The following is a 14,684-nucleotide window of genomic DNA, read 5'->3' on the forward strand; positions in this document are numbered from 1 at the left end:
TATAGACTTAATAAAAATTGGTGGGTGAATTAATTATGTTCAACAAAAAAGAATGTGTTGCAATGCTGCTGGCAGGCGGTCAGGGAAGCAGATTGTATGCCCTGACACAGAGCGTTGCAAAACCGGCAGTACCTTTCGGTGCTAAGTATCGTATCATTGATTTCCCTCTCTCGAACTGTATCAATTCAGGTATCGACACAGTGGGCGTGCTGACACAGTATCAGCCATTGGTACTCAATGAGTACATTGGAAACGGTCAGCCTTGGGATCTTGACAGAATACACGGAGGCGTTCATGTGCTTCCTCCTTATCAGACAGCTTCAGGCGCTGACTGGTATTCGGGTACTGCAAACGCTATTTATCAGAATATCGCTTTTGTAGACAGATATGACCCTGAGTATGTTGTTGTTCTTTCAGGCGACCATATCTACAAAATGGATTACAACAAGATGCTTGAATATCACAAGGCTAAGAACGCTGACGCTACTATCGCTGTTCTGGACGTTCCAAAGGAAGAGGCTTCACGTTTCGGTATCATGATAACCGACGAGGACGACAACATCATAGACTTCGAGGAGAAGCCAAAGAACCCTCGTTCAACTCTTGCTTCAATGGGTATCTACATATTCACTTGGAAGAAGCTGAAAGCTTATCTTATCGCTAATGAGAACGACAAGGAAGCTTCAAAGGACTTCGGCAAGAACATTATCCCTGACATGAGAGAAGCAGGCGAGAAGCTTGTGGCTTATCGTTTTGACGGCTACTGGAAGGACGTTGGAACTATAGATTCTCTTTGGGAAGCTAATATGGACCTTATCAATCCTAACATTCCTATCGATCTTTATGATACAAGCTGGAAGATATACTCAAGAAACCCTGTTATGCCACCTCAGAGCATAGGCAAGAACGCTCAGGTACAGAACTCTATGGTAACAGAGGGCTGCGTTATCGACGGCTCTGTAGAGTTTTCAATGATCTCTGACGGCGTTACTGTTGAGGAGGGCGCTGAGATACTGGATTCTATCCTTATGCCTGGCGCAGTTGTCAAGAAGGGTGCAAAGGTCGAGTATGCTATCGTTGGCGAGAACACTGTTATCGGTGAGAACGCTCAGATCGGTGCAAGACCTGAAACTATCGAGGACAAGGACTCATGGGGCGTTGCTGTAGTGGGCAATAATCTGACCGTTTCTGACGGCAGTGTTGTTGCACCAAAGGCAATAATTTACGAGAATATCTAAGAAAGGACCGAGTAAACATGGATGTAAATATGGGTAACGTACTGGGTCTTGTTTTCGCTAATATGCACGACACGACTCTTGGCGACATGACAAAGAACAGAACTATGGGTTCTGTAATGTTCGGCGGAAGATACCGCCTTATCGACTTCCCACTGTCTAACATGGTAAACAGCGGCATAAGCGAGGTCGGTGTTATAACAAAATCTAACTATCAGTCACTTCTGGATCACCTCGGCTCTGCAAGAGAGTGGGATCTGGCAAGAAAGAAGGGCGGACTTTACATTCTGCCTCCATTCGGCAACGTTGAAAGCACTCTTTACAGAGGCAGGATCGAGGCTCTTTATGGTGCGATGAGCTTTATCAAGCACTCAAGAGCTAAATATGTTATCCTTTCAGACTGTGACGTTGTCACAAACATTGACTACAAGCCTATCGTTGCGGCTCACATCGAGAGCGGTGCTGATATTACTGCTGTTGCACACACCGGCGTTTACAGCTCTGATGATATAAAGACTTCAACTGTATTCAACGTTGACGCTGACAAGAATGTAACTTCTGTTCTTATCAATCCTGACATCAGCGGCACTTGCACAACGAGCCTTAATGTGTTCGTTATGTCAATGGATTTCCTTATTGAAACTGTTAATGACGCAATGGCTAGAGGAAATGTAAGCTTTGAGAGAAATATTCTTCAGGAGAAGTGCAGAGAGCTTAAGATAAAGATCTACGAGTACGATAACTATTTCAGCAAGCTCAACAGCCCTGAAAGCTACTTTAAGTCAAACATGGCTCTGCTTGAACCTGAGAATGCACGCAAGCTGTTCGTTCCAAAGCGTTCTATCTACACAAAGGTAAGCGACAACGCTCCTGTTAAGTACGATCTGGACAGCAAGGTATCAAATTCTCTTATTGCTGACGGCTGTATCATAGAGGGCGAGGTAGAGAACTCTGTACTGTTCAGAGGCGTTAAGGTAGGCAAGGGTGCAAAGGTCAAGAACTGTATCCTTATGCAGGGCACTGTTGTTGGTGACAATGCTGAGCTTAACTATCTTATCACAGACAAGAACGTTTCTATCTGTGAAAACCATATCCTTACAAGCTCGCCACAGTATCCTATGTATGTAGGAAAGGGAGCTTCTGTATAAAAAGGTCGCAATGACTTAGGAAAGAGGGTTCGGATATGAACATACTTTATACTGCAAGTGAGGCTTTGCCTTTTATTGCTTCAGGTGGATTGGCTGATGTTGCAGGCTCACTGCCTGCGGCTATCAATGCCGAGGGTCACGATTGCAGAGTCGTGATACCTTATTACAGCTCTATCAGGCAGGAGCTTAAGGACAAGCTGACATATGTTACGAATTTCACTGTGCCGGTGGCATGGAGAAATCAATACTGCGGCGTTTTTACAGGCGTTGTGAACGGAGTGACTTATTATCTTTTGGATAATGAGTATTACTTCCAGAGAAACGGTCTGTATGGCTTTTATGATGATGCTGAGAGATTTATATTCTTCTCAAGGGCAGTTCTCGAACTGCTGAGATACATCGATTTTAAGCCAAATGTTATAAACGCCAACGACTGGCAGACGGCGCTTGTTCCTGTTTATTATGATATTTTCTACCGCTATCAGCAGGGTTATGAGGATATCAAGACGGTATTTACCATACACAATATTCAGTATCAGGGACAATATGGCTTAGAACTTATCAACGATATTATGGGCATTCCGCTTTATCATACGGATCTGCTTTCATATGACGGTGATGTGAACTTTATGAAGGCTGCTATTGAAACGGCTGACAAGGTGACGACAGTTTCGCCAAGCTATGCTTGGGAGATACTTGATCCATGGTATTCACATGGCCTTGACAGGGAGCTTGTGAACAAGCAATACAAGCTTTGCGGAATACTCAACGGAATAGATCAGAAGATCTATGATCCTGCAACTGATCCTGTTATTGCTAAGAATTATAGTTTGAATGACAAGACGGGCAAGGCTGTTTGCAAGCACGCTTTGCTCAGCGAGCTTGGCATGGCACATGGAAAAGAGCCTGTTATCGGTATCGTAACGAGATTTGTTTCACACAAGGGTCTTGACCTTATCAAGTATGTGTTTGAGGACATCATCAGACTTGGCTGCAAGTTTGCTATTCTTGGTTCGGGCGAGAAGATATACGAGGACTTTTTCAGCGAAATGCATTATCGTTATCCTGACAGAGTGGGTCTGACCATTGGTTTTGTGCCTGAGCTGTCAAAGAAGATATACGCTGGTGCGGATATGTTCCTTATGCCGTCGCAGAGCGAGCCTTGCGGTTTGGCTCAGATGATCGCTCTGAGATATGGTACTATACCTATCGTAAGAGAGACAGGCGGTTTGAGAGATAGTATCCATGATGCAGGCGACAAGAGTGGAAACGGTTTTACTTTCAAGTCTTACAATGCACATGATATGCTTGACGCTGTTGTTAGAGCCAGGGCATACTATGATGACAAGATGAAGTGGGGCAGGCTTGTGAACACTGCGCTCAAGCAGGATTTCAGTTGGACAAAGTCCGCCAAGGATTACATTGCACTTTACAACGACATTCACTAAACACCAATATCCGTTTATTTTGCCTGATAAACGGGAAAGACCGTCCCTTATCTTAGGGGCGGTCTTTTTGTGTTTATATAATTGTACGATCAATTGTACATTTATTTAGGAATTTGTCAACAAACTGAAAGCGGACAGGTATGTGCCTGTCCGCTTTGGTTTAATGCTGTTTTGTTCGCATTGCTTTCGCTTTTTCTTTCATTTTCTGACCCAAATAAGAGCCTATTTCCAACATTGCGGTGTATTTGTCGATACACACGATAACGTAAGATTCAGCGTATTTAGGGAATTTCAGGGTCAGCGGCCACATATGCTTGACTATCATATCCTCCTCACGCTTGCCTATCTCAAAATGCTGTTTCGCATTGTTGAGTGCGACCTTTGGGTGGGTCATTCCGTGAGGCATTTCGCCTTTTTTCTTCTCACGATCCCGCCAATCATAAAGAAACAGATCGTGAAGCAGACCTGCTCTTGCTGCGGATCTTGAATTTAGTCCCAATTTTCTGCAAACGAGATAGTTATAGTAGGATACATTGATGCAGTGCTGATAGCAAGTCGTACTATAGTGATGACGAAAATTTTTCATTTCGTTTACAACATCGCTGTCAAGCAGGTCCTTTACAAACTCAAAATACTCCTTTGCTTCCTCGGAATTTTCAATGGAATATCTTGAACCGAAAGCCTTTGACATTTGCATGACCTCTTTTCGATAACTTATATGCAGGCGGCAATTTTGCTGCCTTTATGACGGTTGGTGACTAATGTTTACCCCATAAGTTACCCCATTCAAGTTTGTTTTACCAAACTTACATTAACATTATAAACTTTTTTGTTCAAAATGTCAATAGGGAATGTATAACAATTTTATTACAAAAATATCTGGCTGTCTATGTTAGCATGACAGTCCGATAAAATTGGATATCAGTAGTATTTTTCGTCATAAAATTTGGGGATAAAATCTTTGGCGGCGGATGTGCGGCTTTGGACAAAACCCTCGAAACCGTATTTGTTCACGGCGTCAATGACGGTGTTATACTCGAAAGTTGATGTCTTACGGCAAAGCTCTTTGTAGTCAAAGGCTTTATACACGGGGGTGAACTGGCTCATAAGACTTATCATTATCTCGTTTTTGGAAAAATTTTTGCCTAGCCACTCCATAAGCTTTATGGAGTCTTTACGGTGGGTAGGGAGGACAAGGTGGCGGACTATCGTACCGCTCTGCATTATGCCCTTTTCGTCAAAGGTTGGCTTGCCTGAAAGCTCCGCCATTTTATGTATTGAAGCAGCGGCGTTTTCAAAATAGTCTGCGGCTTTGGAATATTTATCCGAAAGTGTAGGATCAAAATATTTAAGGTCGGGTAGAAATATCTGCACATAGCCACGAAGAAGCTCCAGCGTTTGGGGCTTTTCATAACCGCCGCTGTTATAGACCACGGGGATAGTGAGCTTATCTTTACAGAGGTCGAGCGCATTGATTATTTGCGGAACGAAATGGGTGGGATTGACGAGGTTTATGTTGTTTGCGCCCATTGATTGAAGCCGCAGAAAAGTGTCTGCAAGTTCTTGTTCGGTAAGCTCAAAGCCTTTGCTCTGAGCGGATATTTCGTAGTTTTGGCAGAAACAGCATTTCAGACAGCAGCCTGAGAAAAATACTGTGCCTGAGCCTTCTGTGCCGCTGATACAAGGTTCTTCCCACATATGAAGCTCGGCTCGGGCTATCCTTACTTTGGCAGTTTCACCGCAGAAGCCCTTATGCTCGTATCGGTTCACTTTGCACTCTCTTGGGCAGAGGGTACAGCTTTTAAGGATATCGTTCATGCCGCTGTGTCAACTCCGCTTATTTTGGTGTAGGAGTCAGAGGATAGGTCGCCTGATGAGTCTGTGTTTTCGTCAAGCGGGATATTGAACTGGAATGAATCTGTTATCAAATCGTCGTTCTGGAAGCAGGCTGTGAACGTGGTGCGCTTTGAATCGGCTGGGACAAGGAACTTGATCGTATAGGTCATATCGTCTTCGTAGTCGCTTTCACCGGGGAAGAAGTTGTTTGAGAAAAACGAATTATCGTTTTCGTCATAGGCGGTGTTGTAGGCAAAGGTGAATTTTACCTGTCTGTTGCTATCGCTGATATTAACATCAAGGTCGAGGTCTATTTCCCATACTGTGTCACCGCTTATAATACCGCCTGAAAGGGAGTTTCTTTCCTCATCGGTCAGGTCGCTTACTTTGCGTTCGGTGAGAGTATAGCCTTGATATTGAACGCTGTAGGTACCGTCCTCAGCGTCTTGCGCTACATAGAGGTTGGAATGGTCGGTATAGTCATCTTCGGCTTCACTATAGGTATCGTCATAATCGTAGTCATAGTCATAGTCGTCATATCTGTCGGAGATGAGCTTGCTTGAAAAAAAGCTAAAAAGTGTGGGGATAACGGACATGAGGATAATGATGATAACAACGGCTGTGACGCAGCCTTTGCCGCCATTCTTTTTGTTAGAGTGGTTTATGTTCGTGGCGTTGAAGCTATAGGAGCTGTTGTTTGGACGGTTATAGCTTGTACGCTGTTGGCTGTAGTTATTGAGGGCGGCAAGCTTTTCGGCTCTTGAATTTGAATAGCTTGGGGGAGGGGTCGGGTTTTTAGGTGGGGTATAGGTGCTTTGGAAATTCTCGTCCCTTGCTTCCTCTTTACGTTCCTCGGAAACGAAATCGTTCTTTTCTTCCTTGAAGGTGTCATTTTCAGACTGACCGAACCAGCCGTCCTGCTCGTTATCGGCACGGAGATCATGAGAGTGCAGGTCATCTGAAAGGCTGTTACAGCTTATATCCTCGTCACGGGCTGTGAAGCACTCAGGACAAATTATCTCATCATCGCTTTTAAAGCGGTATCCGCAAATTCTGCATTTATTTCTGCTCAATTATTTCACCTCATTAATATACAAATTCCCAGCCCTGTTTTACAGGCTGACAAACGCACTTATAGCTCCAGCCTGACAGCTTTTCTGCGGCTGTTTGTGCGGAAGCGATATCGGGAAAAACTCCAAAAACGGCTGAGCCGCTTCCTGTCATAAGTGCGGAGAGAGCTCCGCTGTTTTTAAGCTCATGCACTGCATGAGCTATCTCCTCACGGTCGGCGGCATATTCCAGCACATTGAAAAGGTTTGAGCATATGCCGAAAAGCTTTCCGCCGCCGATATATCTCAGCAGGACGTCCATATTACAGCGTTTTGGGTTTGAAATGCTGTCATACTTTTTGAAAGCTTCGGGGGTGGAGATACCCACGTCTGGTTTTATTATGACGAAAGCGCAGTCGGGTGAGGGCAGGTTGCTCATTATTTCGCCAACGCCCTGACAGAGCCTTGTGCCGCCTGTAATACAGAAAGGCACGTCTGCACCCAGAGCCACGCCTATGGAGCAGAGCTGTTCATCGGTGAGCCTTGTATCGAACATGAAGTCCAAGGCTCTAAGGGTAGCGGCGGCGTCTGCACTTCCTCCGCCCATGCCTGCTTGTGATGGGAGGCTTTTCTCCACATTCACTGTTATTTTACAGCCGAAGTCAATATGGGTGAAGTCGGCAAAGGCATGGTAGGCTTTTGTGATGATATTATCCTCGCCCTTTGGAAAGCTGTCAAGTTTGCAGGTAAGCTCTATGCCCTCGCCCTCAGAGAGGGTGAAGTCCAAGAGGTCGAAGCAGGACACTGACTGCATGACAGTATTTAGCATATGGTAGCCGTCATCACGTTTACCAACGATATCCAATGCAAGATTTATTTTTCCGTAGGCTTTTATTTTTAAATTACTGCACGTTACCATTTTTGATATCCTCTAAAAATTCTCCGATACGTTTGATAGCCTCTCTCAGGTGGTTAAGGGAATAGGCGTAGGAGACACGCACATAGCCCTCTCCGCACTCGCCGAAAGCATCTCCCGGCACGACGGCTACCTTTTTGGTGTACACAAGTTTTTCGCAGAAGTCGGTGCTTGTCATGCCTGTGCTTTTGATACAAGGGAAAACATAGAATGCGCCTTGTGGTGCAAAGCATTTAAGACCAAGCTTATTGAAAGAATCCACCACAAAGCGACGGCGGATATTATACTCGTTACGCATGGCATCTATATCCTTCTGACAACTGTGCATGGCAACGATAGCGGCATACTGGCTGACAGTAGGGGAGGACATGATAGCATACTGATGAAGCTTGAGCATTTGGGACACTATCTCTTTTGGTCCGCCAAGGAAGCCAAGCCGCCAGCCTGTCATTGCAAAGCTTTTGGAAAAGCCGTTTATGACGATAGTACGCTCACGCATACCCTCTATTTCTGCGATAGAGCAATGCTTGCCTGAATATGTAAGCTCGGAATATATCTCGTCTGAGGCTATCATGATATTGGTATCTTTAAGCACCTTTGCGATAGCTTCGAGATCTTCACGGCGCATTATCGCACCTGTTGGGTTATTAGGATAGGGCAGGACAAGAAGCTTGGTTTTGTCGGTTATTTTTTCACGAAGCTCGTCTGCTGTAAGTCGGAACTCGTTTTCTTCCTTTGTTTCTATGACCACTGGAACGCCGCCGCATAGGGAAACGATAGGACGATAACAGACAAAGGACGGTTCGACTATAAGGACTTCATCACCGGGTTGGATAAGGCATCTTATGGTAAGGTCGATAGCTTCAGAGCCGCCAACAGTGACGATTATTTCCTTATTAGGGTCATAGCTTGTGTGGATAGTACGCTGAAAATACTTGGCTATTTCTTCACGGAGTGCTATAAGTCCCGCGTTTGCGGTATAGCAGGTCTTGCCTTTTTCCAAAGTTGAGATAGCTTCCTGACGTATGAGCCACGGAGTTTTGAAGTCAGGCTCGCCAACGCCAAGGGAGATAACGCCCTCTAGCTGCTGTGCGATATCGAAAAATTTTCTGATACCTGAGGGCTTCATTTCCTTTATGGCAGGGCAAAGCACTTTATTATAATCTATCATGGGGAGATCAAACCTCTTTCGTCTTTATCATCTGAGCTTATCATGATGCCGTTGTCTTTATAGACCTTTAGCACGAAGTGTGTGGCGGTGGACTGGACAGCGTCGATAGTTGCAAGTCTTTGGGAAACAAACTGTGAGATATCCCTGATGTTTGCACCGTTCACGGCAACGATTATATCATAAGCACCTGACATAAGGCGGACGGACTCCACCTGCTCATAGCTTGCGATCTGGTTTGCTATCTCGTCAAAGCCTGACTGTGACTGCGGGGTGACTTTAAGTTCTATAAGAGCGAAAACTGAATTAGCGTCATAGGCACTTTCGTCAACGATAGCGGAATAGCCCTTTATTACGCCGTCTGCTTCAAGCTTGGCGATATCCGCTGCAACCTGCTCTTCTGTTTTATCAAGAAGAACGGCAAGCTCGCTGTTTGTGATACGGGCGTTGTTTTTCAGTAATTTTATAAGCTGATCCATAAATAAACCTCCTTTAAGATTTACAAATATACATTATATATTATAACATATTATCTGTATGAACGCAAGTATTGTGATGTAAGAAATGAGTAATTTATCTGTCAGAATAGACAAAGGGGAGGGCGAGAAAGCTTGTGGCGTGGGGGTCGTGGCGTAGCTGAGATGTTGTAGGGTGGACGGGCGAATGTTGTTCGCCACTACAGATAAATTGCGGTCATGAGAAATTGTAGGGGCTGGAGTCCTTGACAGCCCATTTATCTTGGGTATTTGTTTTATGAGCTGTACAGTTATTTGGACTGTGCAGCTTTTTATGTGTGAGGGGTGTGAAAATTGGGGCGGCGGTATTGAAATTATTATTTTGTTGTGATATAATTGTACTAACTAGAACTGTGTAAATTCGGGAAGGATCTTTATGAGTATAAACAGCAATGAGGGCAATGATTTTTGCAACAGATATAATGAGGTGCTGAAAAGCGATAAGAAAAAAATGATCGCTGCGGCTGCAGCTTGCACTATCGTTATGGGAGCAGGCTTTGGGGGATATTTATACTACGGCGCTTATTATGCTTCGGGCTGGCACACCCATGACGGCTCGACTTATTATATTGTCAAGGAGACGGGCGAAAAGGCGCTTGGCTATCAGATAATAGACAACACCTGCTATCTTTTTGACGACAAGGGAAACGCTATGGCTGACGGCTGGCATAAGTATCGTGGGGACACTTACTATGTCAAGGACGGCGTTGTTCAGCGTGGAAAATTGAAAATAAAGGGAGAGGAATACTATTTCTCTGAGGAGTCTGGCATTTTCAGGACGGGTCTTTGCGAGATAAACGGCGGTGAATACTACTTTGACGATCACGGCTTCCCTGACACGGGTTTTGACAGCGACGGCGGTTATTACTATGACGAGAGCGGCAAGCGTGTGACAGGCTGGGCAAAGATAAACAATGTTCAGTATTATTTTCTCAAGAGCGGTGAGATGGCTAAGGGCTTTGTTGAGATAGAGGGCAAGATATACTATTTTGATGATGACGACGGTCACATGGCCACAGGCTGGCAGGACATTGACGGAAAGAAGTATTATTTTTCTGAGAGCGGTGCTGTTCACAAGGGCTGGATGGAGCTTGAAAAGAAGTATTATTATTCTGATGAAGCTACAGGGGCTTGCGCTCAGGGCTTTGCGGAGATAGACGGTGAGAGCTATTATTTCAATGATAGCTGTGAAATGGTCAAGGGCTGGATAACAATTGACAAGAACAGATATCATTTTGCCGGTGACGGTAAAATGACTAAGGGCTGGTATGAAGAACCGCCTGAGAAGTATTATTTCAAGGGCGACGGCTCGGCAGGAAAGGGCTTTACCAAGATCAAGGACAAGTATTATTACTTTGATAAGAAAAATCGCCTCCTCTCCGGTTGGAACGAGATAGGCGGAAATGTTTATTACTTCGGCAGAGGCGGTGTTGTGGCTGACGGCTGGGAGGATATTGACGAAGATACTTACTATTTTGATAAAAAGACCCATGTGGCAGCGACAGGCTGGACGAATACGGATCAGTACACTGATGATGAGAAAAAGAAAATAAAAGAGTTCAAATCCAATGTTTCAAAGCTTGTGAAGTTTGAGAAGGACGATTACAAAAAGGACGAGAAGCCTGACGAAAAAGAGACCCAAAAACTTGAGGAGCTTGCGGACAAATTCGGTGAAAAGACATTCAATGCTTATGACAGAAAGGTTTATGAAAAGTTCGGCGGGGCGGTGTTCTATCAGTATTATTTCTACTCTGATCACACTCTTTGCACTGGATTTCATAAAATAAACGGCTATTACTTCTACTTCGATGAGGAGACGGGTAAGAAAGCTACGGGCTGGAAGACCATTGACGGAAAGAGATATTATTTTGGTCTGACAGGAGCGGCGGCTGTTGGCGAATTTGAGGAGGGCGAGGACAAAAAATACACCTTCTCAAACGAGGGCGTGCTTGCGGACGGGATCGTTAAGATAGACGCTGAATGGAAGTTCAAGAAAGAGGACGGCTCTTGGGCTAAGTCGGAGTTTGTTACTTCAAAGGGAAATATTTACTACATTGGTGAGGACGAGGCTGCATTTACAGGTTGGCACACTATTGAAGACAAGCTGTATCATTTTGACAATGACGGCAAGCTTTCAAAGGGGCTGTTCAGTGATGATTCAGGGCTTTACTACATTGACAAGAACGGCGCTCAGAAAGACAAGTGGGTAACAGCCGGTGACAAGACCTATTATTTTGACGGCGATGGCAAGGCAGTTTCAGGCTGGAGAGAAATAGACGGAACGGAGTTTTATTTTGACAGCGATCATGTTTTGCAGAATGAATGGACGACTATTGCAGGAAAGAAATATTTCCTGCAGAATGGTGTTGCGTTGAGAGGTCCTGTGTACATTGACGACAAGTATTACAACTTCGGTGAGGACGGCTATCTAAAGTCCGGCTGGGTAAGCTGGCGTGGGCAGAAGTTCTACAACAACAAGAACGGCACTGTTGTGACAGGTTGGAAGAAGATAGGCGGAAAGCGATATTATTTCAATGATTATGGCATGATGCTCATAAACACTACTGTTGACGGATATAACATTAACAATGACGGAGTTGCGCATAAGGCAAAGTAGCAATAAAAAGGACTGCTGTGGTTTAAGACAGCAGTCCTTTTGGTTTTGTATCAAATTTTTTCAAGCAGGCAGACCGCTGTGGCGGATATGCCTAGTTCCTCGCCTGTGAAGCCTAGCTTTTCTTCGGTGGTGGCTTTAACTGATATTTGTGAAATATCGCAGCCGCAGGCTTCTGCTATACGCTCCCGCATGGAGGTGATATAGGTGGCAAGCTTCGGCTTCTGTGCGCAGATGGTGGAGTCTATATTGCCTATTTTCCAGCCTTTTTCGGTCATAACGCTTATGACTTTTTCCATGAGCTTCATACTGTCTGCACCCTCATAGTCGGGGTCATTATCGGGAAAAAGCTTGCCGATATCGCCCAGTGCCAATGCACCAAGTATGGAATCCATTATGGCGTGGGCAAGGACGTCTGCATCGGAATGTCCTAAAAGTCCCTTTTCATATGGTATATCCACGCCGCCGAGAATGAGCTTTCTGCCCTCGGTCAGTCTGTGGACGTCATAGCCGTGTCCTATACGCATTTTTGTTCCTCCTGTCCTAAAAATCGTACTGTTATATTTCCTCGTAGTTGCCTAAAAATTTGAAATATGAAAGCTCTGAATTAAGCTCGCTCATGAGCTTTGCAACGTCCGGAGAGGTTATTGCTCCTTCAAAATCGAGATAGAAAACAACGTCAAAATCGGTGTTTGCGATAGGGCGGCTCTCTATCATGGAAAGGTTAAGGCCTGCCACGGAGAATTTTGTGAGAAGTCTGTAAAGTGCAGATGAGGTATGTGGCAGTGCCAAGGACACTGACACGATGTCAGCATTTTCCGAGCAGAGAGTCTCCTTTGAAATGAGAATAAATTTTGTGTAATTCTCGGCGGCGTTTGCTATATTATGCCTGAGTATCTCAAGACCGTTCTGCTGTGCGCAGGCTTCTGAGCAGATAGCGGCATACGGTTCATTGCTTTCTTTTATGTAGCACGCCGCAAGGGCAGTATTTGCGTATTTATGGCTTTTAAGTCCGTTCTGAGAAAGAAACTCAGAACACTGGCTGAGCGCCTGCTCGTGGGAATAGACTATTTTGATATCCTCAAAGCGTGTGCCTTTTTTTACGGCAAGGCAGTGGGAGATCTTTACCTTAGTTGCTGCGCATATCTTGAAGTCATGCTTTTTCATAAGCTCGTAGGTCTGACCAACTGAGCCTGCGGTGGAATTTGCTATGGGAAGTATGCCAAAATCCGCTGAGCCGTTTTCAACTGATGAAAAAACGTCCTCAAAATCTTCAAAGAACATTGGCTCAAAGTCGCTGAATATCTGCTTGCAGGCTATATGTGAATATGAGCCTGTGGTACCCGGTACGGCGACTTTTTTATGACCTGTCAAGTCCAACTTTTTGTACTCTATCTTATCTGAGTCTGCAAAAAACTCCTGATACTGACGGCACTTTGAAATATCCATGATGTTTTGGAAGAACACTCTTGACGCACTTTCCAAGCCCTTTGGTGAGCTTTCTGTTACATGGTCAAGTATCTCGTTTTCACGCTTGCTCTGAAAAACAGGCATATTGTTTGCTATCTTATACTCAGCCACCTTGAAGCTTATCTGCATACGCTTATTAAAAAGCTCCTGAAGCTGGTTGTCTATATCGTTAATTTCATTTCTTAATTCCTGAAGATCCATTTTTACGCTCCTTAACAGACAGAATGGTATTATTTTATCATATTTTCTGCCTTTATTCAAGAACTATTTTGTTAATTAAGGCTTTATCGAGTTTGGAAAATGGGATAACGGGCAGAGGGGTGATATCGGTCTGGGTGAGTATTTTTTCAAGCCAAACCATATGATAGCACTTGTTGAACTTAAAGGCACATCTATGGAACGTACCTATTATAGTATAGCCCATTTTTTCATGGAACTTCACGCTGTCAAAGGTGAGATACTCGTCTTCTTTTTCGGGATATGCGACGCAGGCGTAGAGGTTTGTTATATGCTGTGCCGCAAGGAGCTTTTCAAGGGCGGAGTAGAGTTTTGCACCTATGCCTTTGCGGTGAAGCCCTTTTTTTACATAAACTGTGACTTCAACCGACCAATCATAGGCGGCTCTGTTTTTGAATACGCCTGCATAGGCGTAGCCTGCTATTTTGCCGTTTTCTACTGCGGCTATGTAGGGATAATTTGCGGATATGCGGCGGATTCGGGCGGAAAACTCCTCAACTGTTGGGACGTCATACTCGAATGTTATGGCGGTGTCTTCAACGTAGGGACGGTATATTTCAAGAAGTTCGGGAGCGTCCTTCTCGGTAACTGTTCTTATTATCATGGCGTTCTCCTTATAGTACCATTAATATTGTGCCTGCGGTGATAAGAGCCGCACCTATGGCTGATTTTACTGTGAAGTCCTCATGGAGAAATATCACTGCAAGGATAAGGGTTATGACAACGCTGAGCTTGTCTATGGGGGCGACCTTTGAAACGCTGCCCATTTGGATAGCCTTATAATAGCACAGCCACGAAGCGCCTGTTGCAAGTCCTGAAAGGATAAGGAACACCCAGCTTTTTCTGCCAATAGAGCCTATGCCGCTTTGTGTGTGGGTGATGAACACCATGAGCCATGCCATAGCAAGCACAACGCAGGTACGCAGAGCGGTGGCAAGATTTGAGTTTACTCCTTCAATGCCGACCTTTGCAAGGACAGAGGTGAGCGCTGCGAAAACAGCGGAGAGAAGCGCAAACACGAACCACATAATACCACTTTCTTTCGTGA

Annotated in this window: 14 protein-coding genes; 4 read left to right on the forward strand and 10 right to left on the reverse strand. The window is 44.8% G+C overall.

Annotated features, from left to right (window positions below):
- Window positions 1–35: 35 nt before the first annotated feature.
- From DW938_RS00545 to DW938_RS00555, 3 genes are read left to right on the forward strand one after another with little or no spacing between them, the layout of a single operon-like run.
- Window positions 36–1,238 carry a glucose-1-phosphate adenylyltransferase gene (locus tag DW938_RS00545; protein WP_022287953.1) on the forward strand — a complete coding sequence of 401 codons (1,203 nt, stop codon included), beginning with the start codon at window positions 36–38 and terminating at the stop codon, window positions 1,236–1,238.
- A 17-nt stretch (window positions 1,239–1,255) separates the two neighbouring features.
- The gene (gene glgD / locus DW938_RS00550) at window positions 1,256–2,383 is read left to right on the forward strand and encodes a glucose-1-phosphate adenylyltransferase subunit GlgD (protein WP_022287952.1); all 1,128 of its coding nucleotides are present in this window, start codon (window positions 1,256–1,258) and stop codon (window positions 2,381–2,383) included.
- A 35-nt stretch (window positions 2,384–2,418) separates the two neighbouring features.
- Window positions 2,419–3,831, forward strand: a complete 1,413-nt coding sequence (locus DW938_RS00555; protein WP_117927006.1) for a glycogen/starch synthase — start codon at window positions 2,419–2,421, stop codon at window positions 3,829–3,831.
- 160 nt (window positions 3,832–3,991) lie between these two features.
- Here DW938_RS00555 and DW938_RS00560 read toward each other — a convergent pair whose 3' ends face one another.
- From DW938_RS00560 to DW938_RS00585, 6 genes are all read right to left on the reverse strand, one after another.
- On the reverse strand, window positions 3,992–4,522 hold the full coding sequence (locus DW938_RS00560; protein ID WP_022287950.1) for an HDIG domain-containing metalloprotein: 531 nt from the start codon (window positions 4,520–4,522) through the stop codon (window positions 3,992–3,994).
- Between the two features lie 230 nt (window positions 4,523–4,752).
- Window positions 4,753–5,649: a radical SAM protein gene (locus tag DW938_RS00565; protein ID WP_118123570.1), complete on the reverse strand. Its 897-nt coding sequence runs from the start codon at window positions 5,647–5,649 to the stop codon at window positions 4,753–4,755.
- The gene (locus DW938_RS00570; protein WP_118123571.1) at window positions 5,646–6,740 is read right to left on the reverse strand and encodes a hypothetical protein; all 1,095 of its coding nucleotides are present in this window, start codon (window positions 6,738–6,740) and stop codon (window positions 5,646–5,648) included. Before DW938_RS00570 ends, DW938_RS00565 begins: the two co-directional genes overlap by 4 nt.
- Window positions 6,741–6,753: 13 nt before the next feature.
- Window positions 6,754–7,635 (reverse strand): 4-(cytidine 5'-diphospho)-2-C-methyl-D-erythritol kinase, encoded by an 882-nt coding sequence (gene ispE, locus DW938_RS00575; protein ID WP_118123572.1) that lies wholly within the window; start codon window positions 7,633–7,635, stop codon window positions 6,754–6,756.
- A complete protein-coding gene (locus DW938_RS00580) occupies window positions 7,619–8,803 on the reverse strand; it encodes an aminotransferase class I/II-fold pyridoxal phosphate-dependent enzyme (RefSeq protein ID WP_022287946.1) in 1,185 nt (394 codons plus the stop codon). Before DW938_RS00580 ends, ispE begins: the two co-directional genes overlap by 17 nt.
- On the reverse strand, window positions 8,800–9,279 hold the full coding sequence (locus DW938_RS00585; RefSeq protein WP_118123573.1) for an Lrp/AsnC family transcriptional regulator: 480 nt from the start codon (window positions 9,277–9,279) through the stop codon (window positions 8,800–8,802). The genes DW938_RS00580 and DW938_RS00585 overlap by 4 nt, the downstream gene beginning before the upstream one ends.
- A 412-nt stretch (window positions 9,280–9,691) precedes the next feature.
- On the opposite strand from DW938_RS00585, the gene DW938_RS00590 reads away from it, so the two are divergent.
- Entirely contained in the window at window positions 9,692–11,932 is a 2,241-nt protein-coding gene (locus tag DW938_RS00590; protein ID WP_118123574.1) for a cell wall-binding protein, read from the forward strand.
- A gap of 50 nt (window positions 11,933–11,982) precedes the next feature.
- On the opposite strand, the gene ispF is transcribed toward DW938_RS00590, so the two are convergent.
- From ispF to DW938_RS00610, 4 genes are read right to left on the reverse strand one after another with little or no spacing between them, the layout of a single operon-like run.
- Window positions 11,983–12,456, reverse strand: coding sequence for a 2-C-methyl-D-erythritol 2,4-cyclodiphosphate synthase (gene ispF / locus DW938_RS00595; protein WP_118123575.1), 474 nt, complete (start codon window positions 12,454–12,456; stop codon window positions 11,983–11,985).
- 31 nt (window positions 12,457–12,487) lie between these two features.
- Complete coding sequence (locus DW938_RS00600) at window positions 12,488–13,600, reverse strand: bifunctional chorismate mutase/prephenate dehydratase (protein ID WP_118123576.1); 1,113 nt, start codon at window positions 13,598–13,600, stop codon at window positions 12,488–12,490.
- 52 nt (window positions 13,601–13,652) lie between these two features.
- Entirely contained in the window at window positions 13,653–14,240 is a 588-nt protein-coding gene (locus DW938_RS00605; RefSeq protein ID WP_118123577.1) for a GNAT family N-acetyltransferase, read from the reverse strand.
- Between the two features lie 10 nt (window positions 14,241–14,250).
- Window positions 14,251–14,664 carry an EamA family transporter gene (locus DW938_RS00610; protein ID WP_181984343.1) on the reverse strand — a complete coding sequence of 138 codons (414 nt, stop codon included), beginning with the start codon at window positions 14,662–14,664 and terminating at the stop codon, window positions 14,251–14,253.
- Between the last annotated feature and the right edge of the window lie 20 nt (window positions 14,665–14,684).

The organism is Ruminococcus sp. AM43-6, from assembly GCF_003461785.1.
GTDB lineage: Bacteria > Bacillota > Clostridia > Oscillospirales > Ruminococcaceae > Hominimerdicola > Hominimerdicola aceti.